The sequence below is a fragment of the Neorhizobium galegae bv. orientalis str. HAMBI 540 genome (assembly GCF_000731315.1).
Lineage (GTDB): Bacteria > Pseudomonadota > Alphaproteobacteria > Rhizobiales > Rhizobiaceae > Neorhizobium > Neorhizobium galegae.
This window is the reverse complement of record NZ_HG938353.1, coordinates 2,397,999-2,422,798: the sequence shown is the minus strand read 5'-3', so window position 1 is coordinate 2,422,798 and position 24,800 is coordinate 2,397,999. Positions and strand designations below refer to the sequence as shown.

Sequence of the window (24,800 nt, the reverse complement as noted above, 5' to 3'; positions counted from 1 at the left end):
TACCCCCAAGAGCTCTCGTCAACCGCTGCGGCTGAGTCTGCCGAATTGATCGTTGACGGCATAACTGAAGTTGGATTGAAGCTCGGCGAGCGTCGGCTGCCCCCGATCCTTTTCCGACAGGATCGCCTTGTCTGCCGCGACGGGCCATTCGATCCCAAGCTCGGGATCGTTCCAGAGCAGGCCTCGCTCGTGTTCCGCGCTGTAATAGTCGGTTACTTTGTAGGTGATGACCGTATCTGCCGTCAGGGTGCAGAACCCATGTGCAAAACCCGGCGGCAGCCAAAGCTGAAGGGCATTCTCGGCCGATAGTTCCACCGCGACGAACTTGCCATAGGTCGGTGATCCTGCACGGATATCAACCGCCACATCGAGGAATGCACCGCTCGAACATGAGACCAGCTTGCCTTGTGCACGAGGATGGATTTGAAAGTGGAGACCGCGGACAGTTCCCGCCTCTGCCGAGTAAGATCGGTTGTCCTGAACGAACGTGAAAGGACCTACTTCTGATTCAAAAAGGCTTTTCCGAAAGGTTTCCAGGAAATAACCTCGGGAATCGCCGAATTTCTTCGGAACCAATAATAAAACGTCCTCAATGATCGTTCTATCGAAGCGCACAGGGCCCCCATGATCCTGAAACTGCGGAATGTTTAGCCATAAGGGCACATGGGAATTAGCAGCGCAATTCAGACGCGGCTCATCAGATCGGCCATGGATCGTCCATTAGCGGTAGTGAAGCCTACGCCCTCTATCTTCCGTCGTTTTGACGGCAAAAGTATTGGAGGAACGGGTGCGGGCAGATCGACGCCGCCGTAAATCGTCGTCCGGGCGCTCGACCGATATCACCCGTTCGGGCCGAAAGGTTACTTATGTCTCTGGATTAAACCGTGAGCCATGTGTTCAAAATGGATCAGGAACAGCTTGGCTGGGGCGCCTGGATTCGAACCAGGGATGACGGTACCAAAAACCGTTGCCTTACCGCTTGGCGACGCCCCACCATGACGGCGGTGATGATACCGCCCAGGCAATGCGGCTTGCTCTAGCAAAGCTTCATTCGGCGAGCAATCACGGAGCCGTCGTTTTTTGTTAAATCTCATACTTTCATTTGGCTTTGGAAATTTACTCGGAGCTGGTGCGCCGCCGCCCCGCGCCCCGAATGCCAGTGTTCACCTTTCGCAAAGCCTGCGCTCTCCCCGAAAAGGTTGATAAGTGCAGTCGGAGGCCCGGAAAGATCGGTAGGTGCGGGAGCAGGCGGTGATATTGCAGGAGGGCGCAACGCCCGGCTCGCCGGTCGCCAGACCCTTGTCCAAATCGAAATCGGGAGCGGGTTCGGTCATCGCCGCGCGGATGAAGTCCCGCCAGATCCGGGCTGGAAGCGACCCGCCCGTCACGCCTTTCATCGGCGTGTCGTCGTCATTCCCGACCCAGACGCCGACGACCAGGCGTTCGGTGAAGCCGACGAACCAGGCATCGCGATTGTTCTGGCTGGTGCCCGTCTTGCCGGCCGCGAACGTGCCGGGATCGGCATCGCGGCCAGTGCCGCGTTCGACGACGAGTTGCAGCAGGCCAAGGAGGTCGGACTCGTAAGGCGACAGATCGATGGAGGGCGTCCTCTTTTCGCCCACCCTGAAAGTCTGGGATTGTCCCGATGCTCGAAAATCAACAATCCCCCATGGCTCGACCGGCGCCTTGCCGAGGCGAACCGACGCATAGGCGCTGGTGAGGTCGAGCAGGTTCACCTCCGATGTTCCGAGCGCCAGAGATGGGGTCGGTGCCAGGGGCGTGTCGATGCCGAGTTCCTTTGCGGCGGCGACGACGTTGTCGAGCCCGACATCCTGGGCGAGCGCGACGGTTGCTGCGTTCAGCGAACGGGCGAAAGCTTCCGCCAAGGTGACCCAGCCGCGGTAAGCACCGCCGGAATTTTCAGGCGACCACCCGTCGATTTCGATCGGTGCGTCGAGGACGCGGTCGAAAAGGGTCAGTCCTTTCTTCAAGGCGGCGTAATAGACGAAAAGTTTGAACGTGGAGCCGGGCTGCCGCATCGCCGTGACGGCGCGGTTGAACTGGCTCGTCTTGTAGTCGTGCCCGCCGACCATGGCGACGACGGCGCCCTCTGGCGTCATCGCCACAAGCGCCGCCTGGCTGGCGCCAAGCGACTTTCCGTCTTCGTCGAGAGCCTGTGTTATCACCTTTTCGGCAATGCGCTGAAGACGCGGGACCAGGGTTGTGCGTACCGTCGTCGAGCCTGGGGTGGCGCCTGCGATCTCGCTTGCCTGCGGCGAAATCCAGTCGGCGAACCAGCTTCCCGAGCGGGGTGTCGGCGTCGTCGGGCGGAGCTTGCCGAATTCCGCCCTGGCGGCGGCTGCTTCGTCTGGCGTCAGCTTGGCGTTGTCAACCATGGCGGCGAGCACCGTCGCTGTCCGTTGACGGGCGCCCTCGATATTGTCGATCGGGTTCAACTGGCTCGGCGCCTTCAGGAGGCCGGCAAGTAGCGCCGATTCCGAGACATCGAGGTCTCGGATGTCCTTGTTGAAGTAAATCCGTGCGGCGGCCGGCATTCCGGTCGCACCCGAACCGAGATAGGCGGCGTTCAGATATCGGGTCAGGATTTCCTGCTTGCCCAGTTTCCATTCCAGCCAGAACGCAATGACCACTTCCTGGATCTTCCGCTTCAGCGTCCGGTCGCTTTGCAGATATTGCAGTTTGATCAATTGCTGGGTGATCGTGCTGCCGCCTTGGACCACCGAGCCTGCCTGAAAATTCCTGATGAATGCGCGGCCGATGCCCTGCGGATCGACACCGTAATGGGTCATGAACCGCCTGTCCTCGATCGACAGGACAGCGTCGACGAGGGACTGCGGAAACTGATTGTAAGCCGCATAGGGCCCCTGATACGGGCCTTGCCGCACAAGCGGCCCGCCATCCGCCGTTTCAAGCACGATGACAGGCTTCAGCGTGCCTGCCGCGATCTCCCGCCACGGCACGTCCTTCAAGGCCCATATTAGAACGCCCGCCATGACGAGGACGCAGGCGAATGATGCGAGTGCAGCCACGGTTATCCAGGACAACCGTCTTGACTGCCGGTTCTGCCTTGAAATTGGCCGCCAATGCCGCAAGGCGACCATTGCGGACAGGGCTTTGCTGCGGAGGCCTGAAAGGCGTTCCGCTGCCGGCCAAGATGCCGGGTCGGGTTCTCGCTTTTTCGGCCTTGCGTATTTCTCCCGAAGCGTGGCGGCGGCGTTCCTTATCCAGAGAGAGCCCGATCGCCACGACGTTCCGATATCCTGGCGGAGCGCGGTCAGCAATTCGCGGACGGCCCGCCCGCTTTGCCCAAAGACGGCAGCAGGATGACCGTTCGCTTTCTGCTCGTCTGGCGGTTCGCCCGAATGCAAGCCTTCTTCGTGAAGTTCGCCCGTTTCCGGCACGTCTTTTGGTGGCGCCTCTGTGTCAGTCATCGGCGCAGGCTCGCTGAGGGCACGTTCATCCGGTTTCTTCGAGCTGTCCTCAGGGCGGGTCATTCACTGCGGTGCGGTTGGGTCTCGTAAATGAAATAGTGCGTGACAGTACAAAAGGAAGGTGCTGCCGCGCCTATCGGTGATCAGAAGCCGTGATGCTCTACTCCCAATGAAGTAAGCGCGGTCAAATAGATAGACGGCGGAAGCCGTGTCACTATCGGATCTGCAAGTTTGATCTGCAAGCGGAGGAAATGCATGAAAAAACGGGTGATGAGCGATCCGAACTGGCCGGAGCCGGTGATCATAACGGTCGGGCGAAGGTCTCCGGAAATTATTCGAACTCCCGCAGAGGCCTTGATCTACCTTACCAACAAATGGCCTGGCGCGCGCAATGAGCGCTACAGAACGGCAACCGAATTCTGCTCGGCTGCGCTACGCAGACAGGTAGACGCCGCATCTGCACGTGAGACGTTTCTGTCCGCCGCACTCGAAGCGGGAATGCTCCAATAAGCCTCATCTTTTGCGACACGGCCAATCTTCATGGACCTGTTCGCGGATAGATATAGCGAAGCGCTGAAAAATCCCGAGCCGCAAAACCGTCGCTGTCGAACAGCGTCGGTTGCGCGCTGCTTGTACGGCCGGAAGCGAGGCCGGAGATCACCTGCCATAGCGCGATGACCATGTGATGTCGTTCAGTCCTTGTCGTTCATGGCGGCGCGGAGCGTATCGTTGATGCGATCCTGCCAGCCGGGGCCATCTTCCTGAAAATAGGCGAGCACGTCGCTATCGAGCTTCAGCGACACGAGTTCCTTGACATTGGGTGGCGCCCGCCGCTCGACGGCGGGAGCCGGAGCGACCTTCTTGGCCGGCGAGAACAGCGCCTCGGCAGCTTCGAGTGGATTGACGGGCCGGCGCGGGGGACGTGTCATGATTATCTCCGTATCAAAAAAGGGGAGGGCGTTCGCCGTCGCAGTTCTGGCCTGCAGACGCGGCTCTTTTCCCGAACTATCAGCAAGCTTGGCGAAATAGCAATCACGGAGCAGGGCGGTCAGAGGGAACGGGCATCACCAATCGGGCATGTGGGCCGCACTGGCATCCGCGAACCTCGGAAACCCACTATGGGATTTCTGCTCTTGGTCGTATAACCGTGCTCGATCCGAGAACGCTCTCCCGAGCACTTCTGTTGACGCACGCTGTCTCCGCCGATCGTCCTCGGATCAGTCCCGTTCGACTGGCCTCCGGTCAGTCTGTCGAAGTCCCGGAGCCCATCCGTCTCACCCAAGGAGAACGACCATGGATCGTACCGCCGTTGAAAGCCGCCGCAAGGCATCGTTGAACACTCCCTCCGATCTGCCCTCCAATGCCACCGCCGATATCGCCGGTGCGCTTGCGGCGCTGCTTGCGGACACGTTCGCGCTCTACCTCAAGACCAAGAATTTTCACTGGCATATGAGCGGCCCGCATTTTCGCGATTACCACGTGATGCTCGACGAACAGGGCGAGCAGATTTTTGCCATGACCGACGCGATTGCCGAACGTGCCCGCAAGATCGGCGGCACGACCATCCGCTCGATCGGCCATATCGGCCGGCTGCAGCGCCTTCTCGACAACGACGCCGATTTCGTCACCCCGCGGGATATGCTCGCAGAACTGAAGGACGACAACCAGCAGCTCGTCTCGTTCCTGCGCCAGGCCCACGAAGTCTGCGCCGAACATAACGACGTAGCCACAACGAGCCTGCTGGAAGTCTGGATCGACGAGACGGAACGCCGCGCCTGGTTCCTATTCGAGACGACACGTAGCGCCGAATAAGTCGGTCGCCAATTGAGATCTATAAAGGAACCCCGGCGGCAACGGCGTCGCTGCCGCCGATCGTCGCGATGACAACCTCATCCATCGTTCAGAACCAGTACAGGCATTTCATGATTCAAGACTTCTCCTCCATCATCGACCGCTTCGGTATCGGCAGCCGCGGAAGTTCGGCTGTCGTGCATCAAGGCACCGGCTATTTCGCCGTCACGCCTCAAGCCCCCTATGACGGTAATTTGAGCACCGCCGAACAGACCCGGCAACTGCTCGCCAAAGCCGAAGCGCGGCTTGCCGAGATCGGCAGTGCCAAGCAGGGCCTGATCTTCTGCGCGATCATATTGGCCGACATGGACGGTTATGCCGAAATGAACGAGGTCTGGGATGCCTGGGTTTCGGGCATGGCTCCGCCCGCCCGGGCCTGTTTCGAGGCGCGGCTTGCCAATCCTAATCTGAAGGTCGAGATGATCATGGTGTGCGCTGCGGCATCGACCAAGGCGGAATAGCAGGCATTCCTGCGAGACCAATGCAAGTTTTGCATGGGTGCCCTGAGGCTTTGTTGCTTTTGCAGGCAGGTGAGAAGGATTATATCCCTGTCATCGAACGACGCCGGAGCCAAGAACGGTTGCTGACGTCAGACAGTCTCAGGAAAGGGACCCGATCATGAACGTAGCACGCTCTTTCAACAACTGGCGCAAGTATCGTCAGACCATCACCGAACTCGGCCGCATGACCAGCCGCGAACTGCAGGACCTCGGTATTGATCGCTCCGACATCCGCAGCGTCGCCCGCGCAGCCATCGGTCGCTAATCGCGATATTGCTGCCTGGACCATTCACGACGCCCGCCATTGCCGCGGGCGTTTTTGCGTCAGAAGATGCTCCGCGCACCCGGCCTCTTTCAGACTTTCACTCCCCCGTTTTCCGGTATGCGTTTTCAGAATAGCTGCACTGCAACATAATGGCTATCAATCGTGCAGGATTGGTGTATAGTCATACTTATCGAAGCAATGCACCTCCTCCCGCAGAGCTTCGTGTTATCAGACGGCCCATTCCTCCTCCCAGGGACGTCTGTAGGAACGGTGGCACTCCTCCTCCCAGCCGCTGTTCGGTTCTTTACGGAAAGCCTGCCGCACCTCCTCCCGCGGCAGGCTTTTTCGTTTTGGGGCTGAGGGTTTTCCAGAATTCAAAATCGCGCGTTTAACCGAGGTCGCTCAGGCGGCATCCGGCGATATCGATTCGTGCCTGAAAGTCGAAGACACGGCGAGGCGATCCGTTGCCGCATCGCCGAGAAGGGGCCGCCCGCCGGAAACGGGCTTCTGCGGATTCTCACGGCAACCGAATCTCCATGGCAGCCCAGAATCGCAGCCACCACCGAAGCGCCGGGAGAGATGATTCGCGCCCGGCGCATCGTCTTGTCGACCGCCCCTTTTCTTCCTCGCGCCCGGTCTTCTCTTCATTGCGAAGCCTATGTCGGCGAGGTGGGCCTGGTGCAAGGGAAGATCGTAACGATCGGTTAAAACCAGGCCCTCCAAGAGCTTCTTGTTTACCAATTGTTAACCATATCGGGGCTAAAAAACGGTCACGATTTCTTTACGCAGATGACCAAAATGCTAACAGACGCTCGCGCTATCCGTATCAAGGGCCGTTCTTTTCTGGCGGTCGTGCTTGCTCCCGATCTTCCTTTCGACGATTGGCTCGTCCGGCTGGATGATCTCGCGGCGCGTTCCGCCGGGTTCTTCCTTGGCCGACCGGTCGTGCTTGATGTGACCGATCTGCCAATCGATCGCGCTCAGTTGAAAGAGCTCATCGCCGAGCTTGCCGGGCGCAGCGTCAACATCATGGGCATCGAAGGTGGTCGTCCTTCGATCCTGGGGCCTGGCATGCCTCCGGCACTCAAAGGTGGCCGGCCGGTCTCCGACGATGCGGTCGCCAAAGAGCCGCTCATCGAGCTGCACAACAGCGAGCAGAAGCCGTCAGTGCCCGAGGTGCGTCCGACCTTGCAGTCCATCGTCATTCGCGATCCCGTGCGGTCGGGGCAGTCGGTGATCTTCCCCGAAGGCGACGTGACGATCATCGGATCGGTCGCCTCGGGAGCTGAAATTATCGCTGGCGGATCGATCCATATCTACGGGACCCTGCGTGGCAGGGCCATGGCAGGATCGCTCGGAAACGCATCCGCGCGCATCTTCTGCCGCAAGCTCGAAGCCGAGCTTTTGGCAATCGACGGCATCTACAAGATGGCGGACGACATGGCCCCAGGCCTTCGCGGACATTCAGTCCAGCTTTGGCTCGAAGGGGATTCGATCATGGCAGAGAAACTTATTTGAGCCGTAACCGGCCAGCAAACAGGAGAGCAAGATGGGGAAAGTCATCGTAGTCACTTCAGGCAAGGGCGGGGTTGGCAAGACGACTTCGACTGCCGCACTTGGAGCGGCTCTGGCTCAGCGAAACGAACGGGTTGTCGTCGTCGATTTTGACGTCGGGCTGCGCAATCTCGACCTGGTGATGGGCGCCGAGCGCCGGGTCGTCTACGACCTGATCAATGTCATCCAGGGCGAAGCCAAGCTCACGCAGGCGCTGATCCGCGACAAGCGGCTGGAGACGCTGTTCCTGCTGCCGGCATCGCAGACGCGCGACAAGGATAACCTGACGCCCGAGGGTGTCGAGCGGGTCATTACCGAATTGAAGCGGGTCTTCGACTGGGTCATCTGCGATAGCCCCGCCGGGATCGAGAGCGGTGCCACGCTCGCCATGCGCCACGCCGACATGGCGGTGGTTGTCACCAATCCGGAAGTCTCGTCCGTCCGTGACTCGGACCGCATCATCGGTCTGCTGGATTCGAAGACGATGAAGGCCGAGCGCGGCGAGCGGATGGAAAAGCACCTGCTTCTGACGCGCTACGATTCCAACCGCGCTGAGCGGGGGGATATGCTCAAGGTCGAGGACGTGCTGGAAATCCTGTCCATCCCGCTGCTCGGCATCATCCCGGAGAGCATGGACGTGCTGCGTGCCTCCAATATCGGTTCGCCCGTCACCCTGGCGGACGCCCGCAGCGCTCCGGCCATGGCCTATTTCGAAGCTGCACGCCGGCTCGCAGGAGAGGTTCTGCCGATCACGATCCCCGGGGAGAAGCGAGGGATATTCGGCAAGATCTTCGCACGGAGGGCCGCATGACGATATTCAATCTCTTCCGCAAACAGCGCTCCGCACCGACGGCGCGTGAACGCCTGCAGGTGCTTCTCGCCCACGAACGCTCGTCGAACGGCTCGGACCTCGTATCCTTGCTTCGCGAGGAAATCCTTGCGGTGATCGCCAAGCACGTGCAGGTCGACAGCGACAAGGTGCAGGTCAAGATGGACCGCGACGAGAACGTCACGATCCTCGAGATCGACGTCGAGATCCCATTGGGTGCCGTCAGCCAGGCTGCCTGAGCCGGCAGCATTCGGCCAACTCGAATTTTGAAACGCGGACAACCTGGTTGTCCGGGTTTCGTATTTCGCCTTCTTGCGCGAAGGAAGACGGCCGGCTTGGCATCTCGCTCGGCCGGCAGCTCCTCTCGACCGTCTCTGCGCGCTGAGTGGAAATGGCCGCCAATCCGGCCGGCTTGACAGGATTGCTGAAAACCGACAGTTATCGTCGTAATTCCGAGGGGGGCATCTTGACGATGCTGAGATGGCGGTGAGCCGGACCCTTGAACCTGATCCGGGTCATGCCGGCGTAGGAACGGAAATAGGCGTCGACCGACGGCACTTTCTCTTCTCCGCTTCACCTGGGTCTCCGTGATTGACTGATCTGGAGATCGACCGATGACATCCATTTTCGCCATTTCCGTAAAAGGGTATCCGGCCGCCGTTTCCAGTTTCGACGCGTAGCAGCATGCGCGCGTTCCATGCGGGTATCGGCCTCGTCCTGCTCATCGCCCTCTGGCAAGCCGGCGTCTGGCTGTTTGCTCCACCCCACTATATTCTGCCGTCGCCTGTAGCCGTCGCGTCCGCCTTCCTGCGGCAGCCGGGTTTCCTGCTGCAGAACAGCGCCGTCACGCTGATCGAAATCGCGCTGGGCCTCGCGATCGGGGCTGGCCTTGGCATAGCCACGGCCTTCGGCGTTGCGGCGCTGCCGCGGCTCGGCCGTCTCGTTTGGCCGATGGTGCTGATCCTGCAGGCCTTTCCCGTCTTCGTGCTGGCGCCGATCCTGGTTCTCTGGCTGGGCTTCGGCCTCGCCTCGAAAGTGGCGATGACGACGATCATCATCTTCTTTCCGGTCGCCTCCGCCTTTGCCGACGGCCTTCGCCGCACCGATCAGGAAATCCTCGACGCCGTTTCGCTGGAGGGCGCCAGCCATTGGCAGACGCTGGTGTCGATGCGCGTGCCGCTGGCGATCCCGAGCCTCGTTTCCGGCCTGCGGGTCGCCGCACCGCTAGCGCCGCTCGGTGCGGTCGTTGGCGAATGGGTGGGCGCGTCCGGCGGGCTCGGCTTCGTGATGGTCCAGGCCAATGCCCGCATGCAGACCGACACGGTGTTTGCGGCGATGGTCATACTCGCCATTCTCACCCTCATTTTGCGGCTTCTCATCGACTGGCTGACATCCGGTCTCGCCCCCTGGGCCAGCGAAGCCGACCCTGAATCCTCATCCGCATCAAGGAGTTCCGTCCGATCATGATCCGTATCCTCACCGCGTCCCTCATCGCGCTGGCAAGCCTCGCCGCGCCCGTTCCCTCGCAGGCGGCCGACAAGCTCAGCGTGCTTCTCGAATGGTTCGTCAATCCGGATCACGCTCCGATGGTGATCGCCCAGCAGCGCGGACTGTTCGCCTATGCCAATCTCGACGTCGAGCTCATTCCGCCGTCCGATGCCTCCGCGGTGCCGCGGCTGGTTTCGGCCGGCCAGGCGGATATCGGTATCCACTACCAGCCAAACCTCTATCTTGATCATGAGGCTGGCCTGCCGCTCGTGCGGTTCGGCACGCTGGTCGAGACGCCCTTGAACACCGTCACGGTGCTGGCGGACGGTCCGATCAAGAGCCTCAAGGATCTGAAAGGCAAAAAGGTCGGCTTTTCCGTCACGGGTTTCGAGGATGCGATGCTGAAGCGCATGCTGGCCTCCGAAGGGCTTTCCAACGACGACGTGGAGCTGATCAACGTCAATTTTTCTCTCTCACCGTCGCTGATCGGCGGCAAGGTGGATGCGACACTCGGCGGGTTCCGCAATTTCGAGCTGACCCAGATGAAGCTCGAAGGCCATGCGGGGCGGGCGTTTTTCCCTGAAGAGCACGGGGTTCCGGCCTATGACGAGCTGATCTTCGTCACCCGCCGCGATTCTGCTGGCGATAACCGGCTGACGCGTTTCCTGCATGCGGTCGAACAGGCCTCGATCTTCATCACCAACCATCCGCAGGAGGCCTGGCAGCTTTTCATCAAGGCCTATCCGAGCCTTGACGACGAGTTGAACCGCACCGCGTTCTTCGACACGCTGCCGCGTTTTGCCAAGCGTCCGGCCGCACTCGACCAAGGCCGCTACCAGCGCTTCGCCGCCTTCATGAAGGAAACGGGACTAATCAAGGCAGCGCCTCCGGTCTCCGACGTCGCGGTCGAAATCAAATAGGCCAAGTTGCTGATATCGTTTGATTTGAGCTCCGGGGTTCGCGTAACGTGATTTTCATGCCAGACAGGCTTTCCACGTTACGTGACCCGGAGTTTGCTTGACCATCGGACTTGCCCATGCGGAACTGATCGCGGTTCTGTCCGCCGTCACCGGCGACGAGCCGCGCGTGATGACGGTACGCTCGGGAGATGCGCTGCCGTCCGGGCCTTTCGAGCTCGGCCATCGCAGCCTGCAGGCCGGGCTTCGCGAATGGGTCGGCGACCAGACGGGCCATCCCCTCGGTTATCTCGAACAGCTCTATACGTTCGCTGACCGCGACCGGACCCATGAGGATGCCGAGGGGCGGACGATTTCGATCAGCTATCTCGGCCTCGTTCGCGAACAGGCAGCGCCCGGTGCCGGAAAACCCGGCTGGCACGGCTGGTATGAATATTTCCCCTGGGAGGACCATCGCGGCGGGAGGCCGGAAATACAGGCGGCCATCACCGACCGCCTGCAGGATTGGGTCGCTTCGGAAACGGCGCGCCGCGAACACCGCCAGCGCCGCGTCGATTTTGCCTTCGGCCTTGACGGTGCCGCCTGGAACGAGGATCTCGGCCTGCAGCGTTATGAACTGATGTATGAGGCTGGCCTCGTGACCGAGGCGGGCTGCGCGTCAGCAAGAAGTTTTGGCCGTTCCATGTTTGCCGATCACCGCCGCATCCTGGCGACCGGGATCGCGCGGTTGCGCGCCAAGATCAAATACCGTCCGGTGGTCTTCGAACTGATGCCGGAGAGTTTTACGCTGTCGCAATTGCAGCGCACCGTCGAGGCGCTGGCCGGCCTCACCCTGCATAAGCCGAACTTCCGCCGGCTGATCGACCAGCAGGAACTGATCGAGGAAACTGGCGAGGCGACCAGCGAGACCGGCGGCCGGCCCGCCAAGCTCTTCCGATACCGTCACGCGGTCCTCGAAGAGCGCGCGCTGTCGGGTTCAAAACTTCCGCTTTCACGCAATTGACATAAACTCGAATCGAGAATATCTCTTTGCGCCGGATATACTCACTTCGAGTATAAAAGGAGCTGTTGATGAATTCTCCGCTTTCGGTTTCCTCGCTTTACGATCGTGTCAGCCGCGTCATCCCCAAGGCCGAATGGATGAGCTACGAGGCGGATGTTGCAGCGATCCTGGAGCTCAAGCGCACCCGCAACGCTGTCATCCTCGCCCACAACTATCAGACGCCGGAAATCTTCCATGGCGTCGCGGATATCGTCGGCGACAGTCTGGCGCTCGCCCGCAAGGCGATCGACGTGGATGCGGATGTCATCGTGCTCGCCGGCGTCCACTTCATGGCCGAGACGGCAAAGCTGCTCAATCCGGGGAAGACGGTGCTGATCCCGGACATGGCGGCGGGCTGTTCGCTGGCGGATTCGATCACGCCGGAAGACATCGCGCTGCTGCGGCAGGCGCATCCGGGCGTGCCGATCATCACCTATGTGAACACCTCCGCGGCGGTGAAGGCGGCGTCCGATATCTGCTGCACCTCCGGCAATGCCAAGCAGGTGGTGGAATCGCTTGGCGTTCCGAAAGTGCTGATGATCCCGGACGAATACCTGGCCCAGAACGTGGCGCGGGAAACCAATGTCGAGATCATCGCCTGGCATGGCCATTGCGAGGTGCATGAGTTGTTCAACGCGAAGGATGTCCGCGATCTGCGCGAGGCACATCCGGGGGTGGTGGTGCTGGCGCATCCGGAATGCCCGCCGGAAGTGGTGGCCGAAGCTGATTTCGCCGGTTCCACGGCTGTCATGTCCGATTATGTCGGCCAAAAGAAGCCGGCCCGCGTCGTGCTTCTGACCGAGTGCTCGATGAGCGACAATGTCGCCGTGCATCACCCGGACGTGGAATTCGTGCGGCCCTGCAATCTCTGCCCGCACATGAAGCGCATCACGCTCGCCAACATCCGCAAGGCGCTGGAGGAAAACCAGCACGAGGTGACCGTCGATCCGTCGATCGCGGTTGCCGCCCGCCGCGCCGTCGAGAGGATGCTCGCCATATGACCGAGATCCTCGACCATCTCGCCGGCCGCGTTGCGATCGTCGGCAGCGGTCTGGCGGGGCTGGTGACGGCGCTGACCTTGGCGCCGCAGCCCGTCGTCCTGATCACCCGCGCCGCCTTGGGTGCGGAAACGTCGAGCGCCTGGGCACAGGGCGGCATTGCCGCAAGCCTCGGGCCCGACGACAGCGCGGACCTGCATCTGGCCGATACGCTCGCAGCCGGCGACGGACTTTGTGATCCGACTGTCGCGGCTTCGATCCTGAACGAAGCCCCGAACGCCATCGCCATCCTGGAAAAATTCGGCGTGCGTTTCGACCGGGCCGGCGATGGCTCGCTTTCGCTCGGCCTGGAGGCTGCCCATTCGCGCCGCCGTATCGTGCATGTGGCGGGCGACGGATCGGGCGCGGCAATCGTCCGGGCTCTTGTCGAGGCCGTCTCCGCAACACCGTCGATCACGGTGCTTGATGGCGTCGAGGTGCGTCGGCTTCTGACGGATGGCGATGCGGTGTCCGGCCTGCTATGCGCGGCGGCGAAAGGCGCGGTCACCCTGCCGACCTCGCGGGTGGTTCTGGCGACCGGCGGCCTCGGCGGGCTTTACGATGCGACCACCAATCCGACCGGCAATTTCGGGCAGGGCGTGATGCTTGCTGCACGAGCAGGCGCGGTGCTCGCGGATATGGAATTCGTGCAGTTCCACCCGACGGCGCTCGACTCGGTTCGGCGGCCGCTGGCGCTGGTGAGTGAAGCGGTGCGCGGCGAGGGCGCGGTGCTGGTCAACGAAAGAGGCGAGCGTTTTCTCGCCCGCGAACCGGGCGCCGAACTGGCTGCGCGGGATATCGTGGCACGTGCCATCAGTGCCGAGATCGCCCGCGGCGGGCGTGTCTTTCTCGATGCCCGGCCGGCGCTCGGAAACGGGTTCTCCAGACGGTTTCCGGCGATCGACGCCCTCTGCCGGGAAGCGAGTGTCGATCCCAATTCCGACCTCATTCCGGTTCGTCCCGCTGTTCATTACCATATGGGCGGGGTGGCGACGGACGCGAATGGCCGCAGTTCTGTGCCCGGTCTCTGGGTGGTCGGCGAGGCGGCCTCGACCGGTCTCCATGGTGCCAACCGGCTGGCCAGCAACTCTCTGCTCGAAGCGGCCGTCATGGGCATGCGGGCCGCGCTAGATCTCTCGGCAACGTCCGCCGGAATACCTCATCAGGTCACTGATGCCGAGCTGCCGGTGTCGGCGGATATTTCCGCCGTGCGGCCGATCGTATCGCGGCATCTCGGCGTCCTCAGAAACGCCGGTGCCATTCATGGTGCGATCGCAAGCCTGCTGCCGCTCGTCGAAATCGAAGGATCGGCCGCCGATCCGGCGATCGTCGCGTTGCTGATTGCTGTTTTCGCGTCGCTGCGAAAGGAATCCCGCGGCGCGCATGCCCGCACCGATTTCCCGTTGAAACTCGCCTATGCGGAACGGCGGCAGATGCGCCTTGCCGACGCGCTGGAAATCGCCCGCGCGACCACCTCCCATCCCCTTGCCCGGAGTGCCTGACACATGACCCTTGCCGCCCTTCCGCGACTTCTCGTCGAACCGCCGGTGCGCGCCGCACTTCTGGAAGACCTCGGCCTGGCCGGTGACATCACGTCCACGGCAGTCATTCCGGCCGGTCACCGCTCGACGGTTGTCATGGCGGCCCGCAAGCACGGCGTCATCGCCGGCCTTGATGCGGCCGAGCTCGCCTTCCAGCTCGTCGATCCGAAGATCGTCATGACCCGTCATATCGAGGATGGGGGGGCGGTGAAGCCGGGTGACGTGATCGCGACGATCGAAGGTCCGTCCCGCGGCCTTCTGACCGGCGAACGGACGGCGCTCAATTTCCTCGGCCATCTCTCCGGCATCGCCAGCGTCACGGCCGGCATCGTCGCGGCGATCGAAGGCACCAGGGCTTCCGTCGTCTGCACCCGCAAGACGACGCCGGGGCTTCGGGCGCTGGAGAAATACGCGGTGCGCGCCGGCGGTGGCATGAACCATCGCTTTGCGCTCTATGACGCGGTGCTGATCAAGGACAATCACGTGGCGATTGCCGGCGGCATCGCCGAATCCATCCGCCGCGCCAAGGCGGGCGTTGGGCATATGGTCAAGATCGAGGTGGAGGTGGATACGCTCGACCAGCTTCACGAAGCCATGGAGGTCGGCGTCGATGCGGTGTTGCTCGACAACATGACGCCGGACCAGCTTCGCGAGGCCGTCGGCATCGTCGCGGGCCGGGCGATCACCGAAGCGTCCGGCGGGATCACGCCGGCGACGGCCGCAGCCGTGGCCGCCTCGGGCGTCGATCTGCTCTCCGTCGGGTGGATCACGCATAGCGCGCCGACGCTCGACATTGGGCTCGATTTCCGGTCTGCAAATTAGGTGACTGACGGCGCCGGAGGCTTCCGGTGTCGTTGAAAACAATGGTACATCCTTGATCCGGAACACCGAACGGGCAAGGAGTGCAAGATGCCGAGAATACCCGAAGACCAGATCGATGCCGTGCTGGCTCTCGTCGATGCCGATATCGACAAGAGCCTCCAGCGCCTCTTTGATCTGATCCGCATTCCGAGCATCTCTACCGATCCCGGCTATCGCGATCAGTGCAAGGCGGCCGCCGAGTGGCTGAGCCGCGACCTCGACTCGATCGGCTTCGATGCGTCCATCCGGCCGACCACGGGCCATCCGATGGTCGTCGCGCACCAGAAGGATGCAGCCGGGCCGCATCTGCTGTTCTACGGGCATTACGACGTCCAGCCGGTCGATCCGCTGGCGCTCTGGACCAGCGATCCGTTCGAGCCGCGGCTGGAACCGTTGCCGAACGGCGACACCGCGATCGTCGCGCGCGGCGCTTCGGACGACAAGGGCCAGATGATGACCTTCGTCGAGGCCTGCCGTGCCTGGAAGGCGGTGACCGGCAAGCTGCCGGTGCAGGTCAGCATTCTTTTCGAAGGCGAGGAGGAGGCAGGCAGCCCGAGCCTTGCGCCGTTCCTCGATGCGACCGCCGAAGAGCTGAAGGCCGACATGGTCTATGTCTGCGACACCGACATGTGGGACCGGGAGACGCCGGCAGTCACCACGATGCTGCGCGGGCTCTACAGCACCGAAGTCGAGATCGCCTGCGCCGACCGGGACCTGCATTCCGGTATGTTTGGCAATGCCGCCCGCAACGCGCTGCAGGTGCTGTCGGATGTCGTGTCGAGCCTCAGGACGCCGGATGGCGGCGTGGCGGTCGAGGGCTTTTACGACGGCGTCAAGGAACTGCCGGAAGCCATCAAGGCGCAGTGGCAGCGGCTGCCGTTCGACGAAAAGGGCTTTCTCGCCGATATCGGGCTCACGATCCCCGCGGGTGAAGCGGGCCGGTCCGTCCTCGAACAGGTCTGGGCACGGCCGAGCTGCGAGATCAACGGCATGAGCGGCGGCTATACCGGCGAGGGCTTTAAGACGGTCATCCCGGCCAAGGCGACCGCCAAGATCTCGTTCCGCCTGGTCGAGGGCCAAGTGCCGGAAAAGATCCGAGATGCCTTCAAGGCGCATGTCGCGGCGCGCATTCCGGCCGACTGCTCGGTGACGTTCAAGGATTTCGGCCTGGCGCCGGCGACCGTGATGCCGATCGAAAGCCCGTTCCTGACGAAGACGTTAGCCGCACTTTCCGCCGAATGGGAATGCGAGGCGGCACTTGCCGGAACCGGCGGCTCGATCCCGATCATCGGCGAGTTCAAGCGCCGGCTCGGCTGCGACGCGTTGCTTGTCGGCTTCGCCCGTTTCGACAACCGCGTTCACAGCCCGAACGAGAAATACGACCTGTCGAGCTTCCACAAGGGCATCCGCTCCTGGGTGCGTATTCTCGCCGAACTTGCCGAGTGACCTGACCGATTGATCCTGCCGCCGCTCAGGCTTTTTCGAAGAGCGGTGAGATCACCATTTCCGGCACCAGGACAAGTCCCTTGTCGGTGATGCGGATTTCCGGGATGACCGACAGCGGGATGAGGTTGAAGCCCATATAGGCGATGGTGCAGCCGGCCTTTTCCCATTCGAGCTTGAGGGCCTTCACCTCGCCGGCGACCTCGTGGACGCGTTTGTCGGAGAGCAGGCCGGCGATCGGCAGCGGCACCATCGCCGTAACCTTGCCATCCATGACAACGCAGACGCCGCCCTGTTTTTCCTCGATCGCATCCAGCGCCAGCTGCATGTCGAGCTCATTGGTGCCGGCGACGATGATGTTGTGGCTGTCATGGCCGACGGAGGAGGCGACGGCGCCCTTTTTCAGGCCGAAACCGTTGAGCAACCCATGTGCGACATTGCCGGACGATTTGCCGTGCCGCTCGACGACGGTGACGAAGCAGAGGTCGTGACGGTCGAAATGAGTCTGCCAGCGGTCGGCGGGTTCGAGCGTCACCGTGAGATGGCCGAGCGTGATGCCGGGAAGCTCCGTGCGGATCGTATGGGCAGTGACGGTGTCGACGGGAAGATCGGGCGCCAGTTTCAGGTTTTTCGGCAGCTTGACGGTGTGGTAGGCGGCCTCCGGATAGCGATAGGGTTTTGAAAGCGCTTCATCCAGGATTGGCGTGATCTTGCGGTTGTCGACCACCAGTTCGCCGCCGTACCAGGTGCTGACCGGCTTCAGGTCGTCGGTCAGAAGCACGAGGTCCGCCCTCCGTCCGCCGCCCATGCCGCCGATCTCGCCTTCCATGCCGAAACGGGTCGCGCCGTGCAGTGAGCCCATCGCCCAGGCCTGTTCCGGCGTCATGCCGGCCTTGACAGCCTCGCGTGTCACCCAGTCGAGCCCGAAGGCGAGCAGGTCCTCGGCGTCGCGATCATCGGTGCAGACCGCGACGCGTTTATGCGAGGCGCCGAGTTCGGTGATCGTCTTGATCGCATGCGGCAGCGAATGCCACGGCGTCGTCGGCGGACCGCCGCGCAGGAAGAGCCAGACGCCCGCTTCGAGCAGGTCGTCGGCGATGTCGCGGTCGATCGCCTCATGGGTATCGGTGACGCCGGACGCGGCATAGGCCGCGACGAATTCCCGGCCGTAGACGTGGCCGGAAACCGGCCGGCCGCGCTGGAGCGCTGCGGCAAGGATCGCATGGCTGCGCTCGTCGCCCATGGCGACGGGGACGAAATCCATCTTTTCGCCGAGCGCCACCGCTTCCGGCCATTTGTCGAAGAGCGCGGCGATCTTGGCGGGTGTCAGATCGCCGCCGGCGGTTTCGAGTTCCGGAGATGTCGCGGGCACGGTGCTGGGCACAGTGAGGAAGATCGACAGAGGGGCAAGTCGGGCATCTTCGAGCATGGCCTCGACGCCCGCGACGTCCATGACATTGCCGATCTCGTGGCTGTCGCAGAAGATCGTCGTGGTGCCGTTGAGGAGTGCCGCTTCGGCATAGGCGCAGGCCGTTACCATCGAGGATTCGATATGGATATGCGGATCGACGAGGCCGGGCGCGATGATGCCGCCTTTGGCGTCGTAGAGCTTTGCCGAGCCGTTCCGGTAGCTGCCGGCCGATTTGACGGCTGCGATGCGACCGCCGGAGATCCAGACTTCGCGACCCTCGAGAATGCGCTCCGAATAGGTGGAGAGGACGCGTGCACCCTGGATGACCAGATCGGGGTCGCGACGGGCCGAGGCGACATCGGCGAGACGGCGGGTCATGGTTGACAGGGGCTGGACGGAGAAGCGGGTGAGGGCGGTCATGAAAACCTCATTTTAAGGATTGAAAAGAACTGGCGGGATTGTAGGGAAAGCCGCCAGAGCAAGGAAGCATCAATCGGGAGAGAAACATCCGAGCGTTGCCGAAATTCGAACTCTTGCGGCGAAATATGCTGCTTTTCAGCAACGCCAAGGTTTGGGATAGTGCTGCGGATGCAATGAGAGGCAAACGATCAGATGGCCTATATCATCACCGAACCCTGTATCGACGTGAAGGACGGCGCCTGCACCGCGGCCTGTCCCGTCGACTGCATCTACGAGGGTGGGCGGATGTTCTATATCCATCCGGACGAGTGCATCAATTGCGGCCTTTGTCTCTCCATCTGTCCGGTGGATGCGATCGCCTATGACGAGGAGGCGAACGAGGCGCAGATGGCGTTCATTCCGGTCAACCGGGATTATTTCGGAGCCGACGTCACCGGGTTGGGATCACCCGGCGGCTGGGACAAAAGCCGGACGCGGAATATCGATCACCCGGTAGTGACATCGGCGCCCGTGCGCGAGGCGGCTCACTAAGCGCTGGTCCAGCTTCCGTAATAGGCGCGGGTGGCGGCGATCAGCTTGCCGCATCTTTCGCGTTCGATGGTCAGGCGCGGCAGGTCGGCTCGAGCCTGAGCCAGCAGTTCCTTGCGAGCCGCATCGAAATCGACATTCACGAGCCTGCCGTCCCGCATGACCGGCTGGCCGGCGACATAGACGGCCTTGGCATGAGCGGCGGACATGCGGTTGAGGAGCACTTCCGCCTCATCGAGATCGTCGAAGATGCTGTCGGCGATCAGAGCGCCGTAGTTGATCACCGTAAAATCCTCTCCGAGCGGGGCGTTGACGACAGTCGCGCCGGTCTGGATTGCTGCGTCGAAAATACGGGCTGCAGTAAAGCTTCGCTCCAATTCGCGGCCTCCATGCAGGAAATAAAGAAGCCGCATTTCGCGCCAGAGATCCTGGTCGTCGTCGAAGGCGCTGCCGTCGAGCCCGATGCCGAAGCGGAGGCCGCGCTTAACGGCATCCGCGAGCGGCGCGGTGCCGGAGCGCAGGCGCAGGTTGGCGGAGGGATTGGAGACGAGCTGGACGCCGCGCTCGGCCAGCAGTTCGTATTCGTCCGGCCGGAGCTGAACGCCGTGGGCGACCGCCAGGCGCGACGAGAGGAAGCCGATCTCGTCGAGATAGCGGACGATGCCCTGCGGGAAGCGACGGTCCAGCCATGCTCTCTGTCGTGGGCTTTCGAGCAGGTGCATGTGGATACGGCGATCGTTGGCGGCGGAGGCCTCGGCGATCGCTTCGAGCAGGGCGTTCGAGCACCATTGCGGGCCAATCGGGCCGTATTGGACATCGACCAGCGGATTGAAATTCGCTGCCGCGACGGCATCGGCGGCGGCGAGCTGATCCTTGAAGGGCGCATAGCGGGGCGCTAGGGGAGAAAGGGCTTCCCAGTCCGCGGGGCTCAGGAACGGCTTCAACCGTTCAGGGCCACCGTCATAAGCCCAGGCGTCGCGGTCGAGGAGCGGGCAGGAGAGGCCGAGGCGGATGCCGACATCCTTTGCCGCCCGGATCACCTCCAGGGCTTCATCGACCATGCGGGCCGCATTCAGGGAATTGTGGCAGTGGATGGTCGCGGCGACGCCGGTTTTTGCGAGGCGTCCGAAGGCGACGAGGGCTTCGAGATAGGCATCGGTGCGGGGCCGCAGCCGCATCGTCGGGATCCAGCTTTCCAGCGCGTCGTCGAGGCTGCCGAAATCGAGCGTGCGGATGCCGTAGCCGTGGTCATGGGCGTTGACCGGCATCGGCAGAAGCAGCTCGCCGCCGGCAAGTGGAATGGCCGAGGCCAAGGCGGGAAGGGCAGCTTGCGCCGCGTCGCCGCGCAGGGCTTTTTCATGGCCCGGATGCGGCAGGAAACGCGTGTCCTCGTTTGATGTCACCGCTTGATGACCTCCGCGATCTGGTTGCTGAACTTTTCGAGATCGACGCTGAGCGCCTCGATCACGGCTTCGGTGGCGTGGGTAAGCTGCCGGTTATGGGGTGCGACGATGCCGACCTCCATGTTCTGCAGGCGGGAGCCGGCGATCGGCAGGGCGACCACGTCGCCGGCCTTCAACTCCTTCAGAAGGCCGAGCGGGGTGAAGAAGGCCACACCTTCGCCCGATAGGATCAGCGGCTTCAGCATCATCTGGTTGTTGGTAGCGACAAGGGTTCGCCCGACGCGATCGAGCGAGGCGAGTTCGACAGCGATCATCGAGCTCATCACCTCGTTGTCGAGCTGCAGCAGCAGCTTGAACTGGGCGCATTCCTGCAGGGTGGCGCTTTTCTGGCGGGCCAGCGGATGGTGTTTTGCGACCATGACCATCAGCGGCATGCGCACGCCGTGGACCAGCTTGATATCGTGTGGCCGGGCGAGATCGAAGGTGATGCCGATATCGCAGTCGCCGTCGGCAACGAAATGGAAGATGTTGTTGAAGTTGTCGGCGCGGATGCGGAAGTCGACGGCGGGGTTCTTGCGATGAAATCCCATCACGAATTCCGGCATGAACTGCACGGCCAGACTGTCGAGGCAGGCGATGTGGACGCGGCCGGTGCGCTTGCCCTGCAAGTCGCCGAGATCGGATTTCATGATCTCGTAGTGATGAATAGTCTCCTTGGCGTGCTTCAGCACCACCTTGCCGGCGGAGGTGAGGCGCAGGCCATCGGAGAACCGTTCGAACAGCGGCGTGCCGAGCTCGTCCTCAAGCTTGCGGATTTGGCGGCTGACAGCGGAGGTCGCCACATGCAGCTCTTCGGAGGCCTTGCGGATCGAGCCGGCGCGCGCGACTTCGACGAAATATTTCAGGATACTGGCGTGCATATTCATCCCCCGAGATCCTGAAATTCATAGCATGCCTACCGGCCCTGCCAAACCGGAGCGCGCTTTTCGCGGAAGGCCGTCACGCCTTCGACGGCGTCTTCGCTCTGAAGCGCACGGATCAGCGCGGGGGTGCGCAGGCCTTGAGCTTCGGCAGGGCTGAGATGACCGGTGCGGTTGACCGTCTGCTTGATCGCCTTCAACGACAGCGGTGCGCAGGCGACGATATCGCTCACCCATCTGTCGACGGCCGCATCCAGTTCATCGAAGGGCACGGTCTCGTTGACGATGCCGAAGCCCTGCATTTCGGCGGCGGTGAACTGCCGGCCGGTCAGCATCACGGACATGGCAAGGTTGTGCGGGATTTTCCGCTGCAGGAGCACCATGCCGCCGTCGAGCGGCATGCGGCCGACGCGTGCTTCCGGCAGGCCGAATTTCGCGGTGTCGGCGGCAATCACGATGTCGCAGCCGAGCACCATTTCGAAGCCGCCGCCGAGCGCATAGCCGTTGACGCGGGCGATCACCGGCACGTCCAGCGATTTGCGGAAGGCAAGGCCGCCGAAGCCGTTGGTGCGGCTTTCCGCCCAATATTCGAGGCCACTCTTGGTGGCGCCGCCCTTGAGGTCGGCGCCGGTGCAGAAGGCCTTTTGGCCGCTGCCGGTCAGGACCACGCAGGAGATGTCGTCGCGGGATTCGATCTCGGTCCAGATCGCCTCGAGTTCCTTTTCGGTCGCGGCATCGACGGCGTTCATGCGATCCGGGCGGTCAAGCGTGACCCGTGCGACCCGGTTCTCGACGGAAAATCCGACGGTCATGCCGCATCTCCGCGGCGGGCTTCGAGGGAAGTCAGGATCTCGTCATTGTGCTGACCGAGCCGCGGCGGCGCGATGCGCACCGAAACCGGAGCGGCCGACATGTCGATTGGCGAACCGATCAGGCGGATGGGACCGGCAGCCGTTTCACCCGCTTCGAGGATCATCTTGTTGATGACCGTCTGCGGATCCTGCAGCGCTTCGGCGAGGTTGCGCACGGGCGCGCAGAGGATATCAACCTCTTCCAGGCGCTTCAGCCAATGGGTATTGCTATTCTTGGCAAAATTCTCGCGGAAGATCGCCTGCAGTTCGGGGCGATGCGTCATCTGGGAATCGAAGTCCTTGTAGCGATCTTGAGCCGACAGGTCCTCGATTTCGAGCGCGTTGCAGATGTCCTGCAACGGGTTCTGCTTAAAGGCGCCGACCATGACGATCGCGCCGTCGGTCGTGTCGAACACGCCGGTCAGCGGGAAGGCGCCCCAGTTCAAATCCTTCTCGCGCATCATGTGCGCGGCACCTTCCTGCATCTGCATGGCGAGCATGGAATTGTAGAGGCTGACGGCGACCTGCTGGCCTTCGCCGGTTTTTTCTCGATGCAGGAGCGCAAGCAGGATGCCCTGGACGAGGTGCATGCCGGCGGAATAGTCGGCAAGCGGGGTGGCGTAGATCGAGGTCGGGTGGGCGCTGTCGGACTTGCGGCGCATGACGCCGGACAGAGCCTGGGCGAGAATATCCTGGCCACCCTTGTGCTGGTAGGGGCCGGTGAGGCCAAAGCCGGTGCCGACGGCATAGATCAGCCGCTTGTTGATCTTCTTCAGGTCCTCGTAACCGAAGCCCATGCGCTCCATCACGCCAGGGCGGAAGTTGTTGACCACCACGTCGGCGCCGGCGATCAGCGTCAGCACTGCGTCGCGGGCTTCGGTGAGCTTCAGGTCCAGCGCCAGGCTCTTCTTGTTGCGGTTCAGCGAGCAGAAGACCGGATTGTTGAGGCCGTCCGGGTCGGAGCCGAGCGACCAGCGCGACAGGTCACCGATCTTGGCCTTCTCGATCTTGATGACTTCGGCGCCGTAGTCGGCGAGCGTCTGGGTGCAGCAGGGGCCGAGCATGACCTGCGTGAAATCGATCACGCGGATGCCGTCGAGGGGTAGAGAGTTCATTCCGCAGCCTCCAGGAATGTTGCATTGTCGGAGGGCACGTCGCCGGGATCGGCACCTTGGGCCCGCATCTGTTTCTGGATCGCACGAACATCGGCTTTCCGAACGGTGGTTCCGGCATTGAGCGCCACGACGGCGGCGACGCCTGCGGCCTCGCCCATCGCCATGCAGGGCGGAATCTCGCGGCTCGATTTCTGCGCCTGCGGTGTCGCCGAGTAGTGACGTCCGGCGACGATCAGCTGGTCGACTTCGCGCGGCAGCATTGAGCGGTAGGGCGTGTAATAGTCGCGGCCGCGGCAGACGGTGTCGGAGAAGTGGATACGGTTCATCACGTCATCCTTGGTGACGACGTATTCGCCTTCGAGAAGACGCGTCTGGCGCACGCCGGTCTGCGGCGCGAAATCGACTACATAGGCCTTTTCGAAACCCGGCATCTTTTCGCGGGTGAAATCAAGCAGGCGGGCGATGCGGTTGCGGCCTTCGAGTTCGGCTTTGGTCAGGTCTTCGGTCTTGAGGCCGGAGAGGTTCGGCATATGCGGACAGTTGAGCCAGACGACGCCGGGCAGAGGGGTCTTCAGCCACCAGAAGGACCAGCAGCCGCCGATCAGGCGTTTTGCTTCATGGTCGATCTTCTTGAAGGCTTCCGGCTCCTCGAACTCGAAACGTTCGGCAGCATCCGTATCGACGCCGCCCCAGCGGGAGACGGTGGTGAGGATGAAGTTCGATTCCACATGCGAGGCGCCGGCCGAGGCGGCGACATCGAGGTCGCCGGTCGTGTCGATGACGATATCGCCGAGGATCGCTTCCATGCCGGACTTGGTCTGGCAGATGACGCCCTTGATGGTCTTGCCTTCCATGATCGCGGAGGAGAACCAGCTATGGGTCCGAAGCTTGACCCCGGCTTCGGTGAGCACGTCATAGGAGGCGCGCTTGAAACCGTCCGGATCGAAGGCTGCGGAAAAGCAGATCGGATGCGGCATGGACTGGGTGTGGAAGTCGAACAGGCCCCAGCGCGCCCAGCGCCGCCAGGCCTCCGGCGTCTCGCGGATGTCGAGTTCGCGGTCGCGGCCGGTTGGCGTGACGCAGAGATCCCACTTCTTCATCCGCTCGATCATCTCCATGCAGATGCCCTGCACGGTGATTTCGAGGTTGTTGATCATGTCGTCGAGCACCAGCACCATGCCACCGGCGGCAAGCCCGCCGACATAGGGGTAGCGCTCGAGAAGGGTCACCTTGGCGCCATTGCGGGCCGCGGACACGGCGGCAGAAATACCCGCCGGTCCTCCGCCGACCACGACCACATCGGAACGGTCGACCACTGCGACGTCGCGCGCCGCCTGAAGAATTGTCTGTTGCATTGGTTCAAACTCCCAAA

General features: G+C 62.4%; 25 protein-coding genes, 1 tRNA gene and 1 riboswitch. Of the genes, 15 read left to right on the top strand and 11 right to left on the bottom strand.

Going from position 1 to position 24,800, the window contains the following annotated elements:
- Positions 1-18 precede the first annotated feature (18 nt).
- The 3 genes from rfbC to RG540_RS11980 form a co-directional block, all read right to left on the bottom strand.
- Positions 19-615 (bottom strand): dTDP-4-dehydrorhamnose 3,5-epimerase, encoded by a 597-nt coding sequence (gene rfbC, locus RG540_RS11990; protein ID WP_038588145.1) that lies wholly within the window; start codon positions 613-615, stop codon positions 19-21.
- A 304-nt stretch (positions 616-919) separates the two neighbouring features.
- Positions 920-993, bottom strand: a tRNA-Gln gene (locus RG540_RS11985).
- A 170-nt stretch (positions 994-1,163) separates the two neighbouring features.
- On the bottom strand, positions 1,164-3,014 hold the full coding sequence (locus RG540_RS11980; protein ID WP_038593629.1) for a PBP1A family penicillin-binding protein: 1,851 nt from the start codon (positions 3,012-3,014) through the stop codon (positions 1,164-1,166).
- A gap of 693 nt (positions 3,015-3,707) precedes the next feature.
- On the opposite strand from RG540_RS11980, the gene RG540_RS31650 reads away from it, so the two are divergent.
- The gene (locus RG540_RS31650) at positions 3,708-3,962 is read left to right on the top strand and encodes a DUF982 domain-containing protein (RefSeq protein ID WP_080724925.1); all 255 of its coding nucleotides are present in this window, start codon (positions 3,708-3,710) and stop codon (positions 3,960-3,962) included.
- A gap of 28 nt (positions 3,963-3,990) precedes the next feature.
- Here the strand turns inward: RG540_RS31650 and RG540_RS31645 are convergent, their stop codons facing one another.
- Complete coding sequence (locus tag RG540_RS31645) at positions 3,991-4,134, bottom strand: hypothetical protein (RefSeq protein ID WP_080724924.1); 144 nt, start codon at positions 4,132-4,134, stop codon at positions 3,991-3,993.
- A gap of 10 nt (positions 4,135-4,144) precedes the next feature.
- The gene (locus RG540_RS11975; protein ID WP_038588142.1) at positions 4,145-4,381 is read right to left on the bottom strand and encodes a BrnA antitoxin family protein; all 237 of its coding nucleotides are present in this window, start codon (positions 4,379-4,381) and stop codon (positions 4,145-4,147) included.
- A gap of 364 nt (positions 4,382-4,745) precedes the next feature.
- Here RG540_RS11975 and RG540_RS11970 point away from each other — a divergent pair, with 364 nt between their 5' ends.
- The 13 genes from RG540_RS11970 (at position 4,746) to RG540_RS11915 (ending at position 16,783) form a co-directional block, all read left to right on the top strand.
- Positions 4,746-5,264 (top strand): Dps family protein, encoded by a 519-nt coding sequence (locus RG540_RS11970; protein ID WP_038588139.1) that lies wholly within the window; start codon positions 4,746-4,748, stop codon positions 5,262-5,264.
- A gap of 68 nt (positions 5,265-5,332) precedes the next feature.
- A complete protein-coding gene (locus RG540_RS11965; RefSeq protein WP_244446550.1) occupies positions 5,333-5,764 on the top strand; it encodes a RidA family protein in 432 nt (143 codons plus the stop codon).
- Positions 5,765-5,921: 157 nt separating this feature from the next.
- Positions 5,922-6,068, top strand: a complete 147-nt coding sequence (locus RG540_RS31400) for a DUF1127 domain-containing protein (protein ID WP_065814420.1) — start codon at positions 5,922-5,924, stop codon at positions 6,066-6,068.
- Between the two features lie 789 nt (positions 6,069-6,857).
- Positions 6,858-7,586: a septum site-determining protein MinC gene (gene minC / locus RG540_RS11960; protein WP_038588136.1), complete on the top strand. Its 729-nt coding sequence runs from the start codon at positions 6,858-6,860 to the stop codon at positions 7,584-7,586.
- Positions 7,587-7,617: 31 nt separating this feature from the next.
- Positions 7,618-8,433: a septum site-determining protein MinD gene (minD, locus tag RG540_RS11955; protein WP_007759329.1), complete on the top strand. Its 816-nt coding sequence runs from the start codon at positions 7,618-7,620 to the stop codon at positions 8,431-8,433.
- A complete protein-coding gene (minE, locus tag RG540_RS11950; protein ID WP_007759331.1) occupies positions 8,430-8,690 on the top strand; it encodes a cell division topological specificity factor MinE in 261 nt (86 codons plus the stop codon). Before minD ends, minE begins: the two co-directional genes overlap by 4 nt.
- Before the next feature lie 206 nt (positions 8,691-8,896).
- Positions 8,897-9,000, top strand: a riboswitch (TPP riboswitch).
- A gap of 135 nt (positions 9,001-9,135) precedes the next feature.
- The gene (locus RG540_RS11945; RefSeq protein ID WP_051909365.1) at positions 9,136-9,918 is read left to right on the top strand and encodes an ABC transporter permease; all 783 of its coding nucleotides are present in this window, start codon (positions 9,136-9,138) and stop codon (positions 9,916-9,918) included.
- Positions 9,915-10,859 carry an ABC transporter substrate-binding protein gene (locus RG540_RS11940; protein ID WP_038588132.1) on the top strand — a complete coding sequence of 315 codons (945 nt, stop codon included), beginning with the start codon at positions 9,915-9,917 and terminating at the stop codon, positions 10,857-10,859. The genes RG540_RS11945 and RG540_RS11940 overlap by 4 nt, the downstream gene beginning before the upstream one ends.
- 97 nt (positions 10,860-10,956) lie before the next feature.
- Positions 10,957-11,859: an NUDIX hydrolase gene (locus RG540_RS11935; RefSeq protein ID WP_038588130.1), complete on the top strand. Its 903-nt coding sequence runs from the start codon at positions 10,957-10,959 to the stop codon at positions 11,857-11,859.
- 68 nt (positions 11,860-11,927) lie between these two features.
- Positions 11,928-12,899, top strand: coding sequence for a quinolinate synthase NadA (gene nadA / locus RG540_RS11930; protein WP_038588127.1), 972 nt, complete (start codon positions 11,928-11,930; stop codon positions 12,897-12,899).
- Positions 12,896-14,437 carry an L-aspartate oxidase gene (locus tag RG540_RS11925; protein ID WP_038588124.1) on the top strand — a complete coding sequence of 514 codons (1,542 nt, stop codon included), beginning with the start codon at positions 12,896-12,898 and terminating at the stop codon, positions 14,435-14,437. The genes nadA and RG540_RS11925 overlap by 4 nt, the downstream gene beginning before the upstream one ends.
- A 3-nt stretch (positions 14,438-14,440) precedes the next feature.
- Positions 14,441-15,298, top strand: coding sequence for a carboxylating nicotinate-nucleotide diphosphorylase (gene nadC / locus RG540_RS11920; protein WP_038588121.1), 858 nt, complete (start codon positions 14,441-14,443; stop codon positions 15,296-15,298).
- Between the two features lie 87 nt (positions 15,299-15,385).
- A complete protein-coding gene (locus RG540_RS11915) occupies positions 15,386-16,783 on the top strand; it encodes a dipeptidase (RefSeq protein WP_038588118.1) in 1,398 nt (465 codons plus the stop codon).
- A gap of 25 nt (positions 16,784-16,808) precedes the next feature.
- Here the strand turns inward: RG540_RS11915 and RG540_RS11910 are convergent, their stop codons facing one another.
- Complete coding sequence (locus RG540_RS11910) at positions 16,809-18,611, bottom strand: adenine deaminase (RefSeq protein WP_038588115.1); 1,803 nt, start codon at positions 18,609-18,611, stop codon at positions 16,809-16,811.
- Positions 18,612-18,803: 192 nt separating this feature from the next.
- Here RG540_RS11910 and fdxA point away from each other — a divergent pair, with 192 nt between their 5' ends.
- Complete coding sequence (fdxA, locus tag RG540_RS11905) at positions 18,804-19,142, top strand: ferredoxin (protein ID WP_038588112.1); 339 nt, start codon at positions 18,804-18,806, stop codon at positions 19,140-19,142.
- Here the strand turns inward: fdxA and RG540_RS11900 are convergent.
- The 5 genes from RG540_RS11900 to RG540_RS11880 are packed head-to-tail and all read right to left on the bottom strand — an operon-like array spanning position 19,139 to position 24,783.
- Positions 19,139-20,542: an amidohydrolase family protein gene (locus RG540_RS11900; RefSeq protein ID WP_038588110.1), complete on the bottom strand. Its 1,404-nt coding sequence runs from the start codon at positions 20,540-20,542 to the stop codon at positions 19,139-19,141. The genes fdxA and RG540_RS11900 overlap by 4 nt on opposite strands.
- On the bottom strand, positions 20,539-21,462 hold the full coding sequence (locus RG540_RS11895; protein WP_038593620.1) for a LysR family transcriptional regulator: 924 nt from the start codon (positions 21,460-21,462) through the stop codon (positions 20,539-20,541). Before RG540_RS11895 ends, RG540_RS11900 begins: the two co-directional genes overlap by 4 nt.
- A 35-nt stretch (positions 21,463-21,497) precedes the next feature.
- A complete protein-coding gene (locus RG540_RS11890; protein ID WP_038588107.1) occupies positions 21,498-22,274 on the bottom strand; it encodes an enoyl-CoA hydratase-related protein in 777 nt (258 codons plus the stop codon).
- Complete coding sequence (locus RG540_RS11885; RefSeq protein WP_038588105.1) at positions 22,271-23,428, bottom strand: CaiB/BaiF CoA transferase family protein; 1,158 nt, start codon at positions 23,426-23,428, stop codon at positions 22,271-22,273. The genes RG540_RS11890 and RG540_RS11885 overlap by 4 nt, the downstream gene beginning before the upstream one ends.
- A complete protein-coding gene (locus RG540_RS11880) occupies positions 23,425-24,783 on the bottom strand; it encodes an FAD-dependent oxidoreductase (protein ID WP_038588102.1) in 1,359 nt (452 codons plus the stop codon). The genes RG540_RS11885 and RG540_RS11880 overlap by 4 nt, the downstream gene beginning before the upstream one ends.
- Positions 24,784-24,800: the final 17 nt, after the last annotated feature.

What these genes read in the sequence shown, in the direction of transcription:
- RG540_RS11980 (WP_038593629.1), bottom strand. Translation starts at nt 3,014, where the DNA reads ATGGCGGGCGTTCTAATATGGGCCTTGAAGGACGTGCCGTGGCGGGAG.
- RG540_RS31650 (WP_080724925.1), top strand. Translation starts at nt 3,708, where the DNA reads ATGAAAAAACGGGTGATGAGCGATCCGAACTGGCCGGAGCCGGTGATC.
- RG540_RS31645 (WP_080724924.1), bottom strand. Translation starts at nt 4,134, where the DNA reads ATGGTCATCGCGCTATGGCAGGTGATCTCCGGCCTCGCTTCCGGCCGT.
- RG540_RS11975 (WP_038588142.1), bottom strand. Translation starts at nt 4,381, where the DNA reads ATGACACGTCCCCCGCGCCGGCCCGTCAATCCACTCGAAGCTGCCGAG.
- RG540_RS11970 (WP_038588139.1), top strand. Translation starts at nt 4,746, where the DNA reads ATGGATCGTACCGCCGTTGAAAGCCGCCGCAAGGCATCGTTGAACACT.
- RG540_RS11965 (WP_244446550.1), top strand. Translation starts at nt 5,333, where the DNA reads ATGACAACCTCATCCATCGTTCAGAACCAGTACAGGCATTTCATGATT.
- RG540_RS31400 (WP_065814420.1), top strand. Translation starts at nt 5,922, where the DNA reads ATGAACGTAGCACGCTCTTTCAACAACTGGCGCAAGTATCGTCAGACC.
- minC (WP_038588136.1), top strand. Translation starts at nt 6,858, where the DNA reads ATGACCAAAATGCTAACAGACGCTCGCGCTATCCGTATCAAGGGCCGT.
- minD (WP_007759329.1), top strand. Translation starts at nt 7,618, where the DNA reads ATGGGGAAAGTCATCGTAGTCACTTCAGGCAAGGGCGGGGTTGGCAAG.
- minE (WP_007759331.1), top strand. Translation starts at nt 8,430, where the DNA reads ATGACGATATTCAATCTCTTCCGCAAACAGCGCTCCGCACCGACGGCG.
- RG540_RS11945 (WP_051909365.1), top strand. Translation starts at nt 9,136, where the DNA reads ATGCGCGCGTTCCATGCGGGTATCGGCCTCGTCCTGCTCATCGCCCTC.
- RG540_RS11940 (WP_038588132.1), top strand. Translation starts at nt 9,915, where the DNA reads ATGATCCGTATCCTCACCGCGTCCCTCATCGCGCTGGCAAGCCTCGCC.
- nadA (WP_038588127.1), top strand. Translation starts at nt 11,928, where the DNA reads ATGAATTCTCCGCTTTCGGTTTCCTCGCTTTACGATCGTGTCAGCCGC.
- RG540_RS11925 (WP_038588124.1), top strand. Translation starts at nt 12,896, where the DNA reads ATGACCGAGATCCTCGACCATCTCGCCGGCCGCGTTGCGATCGTCGGC.
- nadC (WP_038588121.1), top strand. Translation starts at nt 14,441, where the DNA reads ATGACCCTTGCCGCCCTTCCGCGACTTCTCGTCGAACCGCCGGTGCGC.
- RG540_RS11915 (WP_038588118.1), top strand. Translation starts at nt 15,386, where the DNA reads ATGCCGAGAATACCCGAAGACCAGATCGATGCCGTGCTGGCTCTCGTC.
- RG540_RS11910 (WP_038588115.1), bottom strand. Translation starts at nt 18,611, where the DNA reads ATGACCGCCCTCACCCGCTTCTCCGTCCAGCCCCTGTCAACCATGACC.
- fdxA (WP_038588112.1), top strand. Translation starts at nt 18,804, where the DNA reads ATGGCCTATATCATCACCGAACCCTGTATCGACGTGAAGGACGGCGCC.
- RG540_RS11895 (WP_038593620.1), bottom strand. Translation starts at nt 21,462, where the DNA reads ATGCACGCCAGTATCCTGAAATATTTCGTCGAAGTCGCGCGCGCCGGC.
- RG540_RS11890 (WP_038588107.1), bottom strand. Translation starts at nt 22,274, where the DNA reads ATGACCGTCGGATTTTCCGTCGAGAACCGGGTCGCACGGGTCACGCTT.
- RG540_RS11885 (WP_038588105.1), bottom strand. Translation starts at nt 23,428, where the DNA reads ATGAACTCTCTACCCCTCGACGGCATCCGCGTGATCGATTTCACGCAG.
- RG540_RS11880 (WP_038588102.1), bottom strand. Translation starts at nt 24,783, where the DNA reads ATGCAACAGACAATTCTTCAGGCGGCGCGCGACGTCGCAGTGGTCGAC.